Here is a 641-nt window from a genome sequence, read left to right as displayed (position 1 = left end):
GTGAAAAGCACCCCGGAAGGGGAGTGAAAGAGATCCTGAAACCGTGTGCCTACAACTAGTCAGAGCCCGTTAACGGGTGATGGCGTGCCTTTTGTAGAATGAACCGGCGAGTTACGGTATCGTGCAAGGTTAAGCTGATGAAGCGGAGCCGCAGCGAAAGCGAGTCTGAATAGGGCGCATAAGTACGATGCCGTAGACCCGAAACCGGGTGATCTACCCATGTCCAGGGTGAAGGTCGGGTAACACCGACTGGAGGCCCGAACCCACGCAAGTTGAAAATTGCGGGGATGAGGTGTGGGTAGGGGTGAAATGCCAATCGAACTCGGAAATAGCTGGTTCTCCCCGAAATAGCTTTAGGGCTAGCCTCGAGTGATGAGTCTTGGAGGTAGAGCACTGATTGGACGAGGGGTCCCCACAGGATTACCGAATTCAGTCAAACTCCGAATGCCAATGACTTTAACTCGGGAGTCAGACTGCGAGTGCTAAGATCCGTAGTCAAGAGGGAAACAGCCCAGACCATCAGCTAAGGTCCCCAAGTATACGTTAAGTGGAAAAGGATGTGGAGTTGCCCAGACAACCAGGATGTTGGCTTAGAAGCAGCCATCATTGAAAGAGTGCGTAATAGCTCACTGGTCGAGTGA

The 641-nt window shown here is 52.4% G+C and carries 1 rRNA gene; it reads left to right on the top strand.

Going from position 1 to position 641, the window contains the following annotated elements:
- A 23S ribosomal RNA gene (locus CHH91_RS17830) occupies nt 1-641 on the top strand; the annotation flags it as partial.

The organism is Virgibacillus sp. 7505 (assembly GCF_002272135.1).
Classification (GTDB): domain Bacteria; phylum Bacillota; class Bacilli; order Bacillales; family Amphibacillaceae; genus Terribacillus.
Note: the sequence above shows the minus strand (reverse complement) of the source record. Positions and strands in the feature narration are given on the sequence as shown.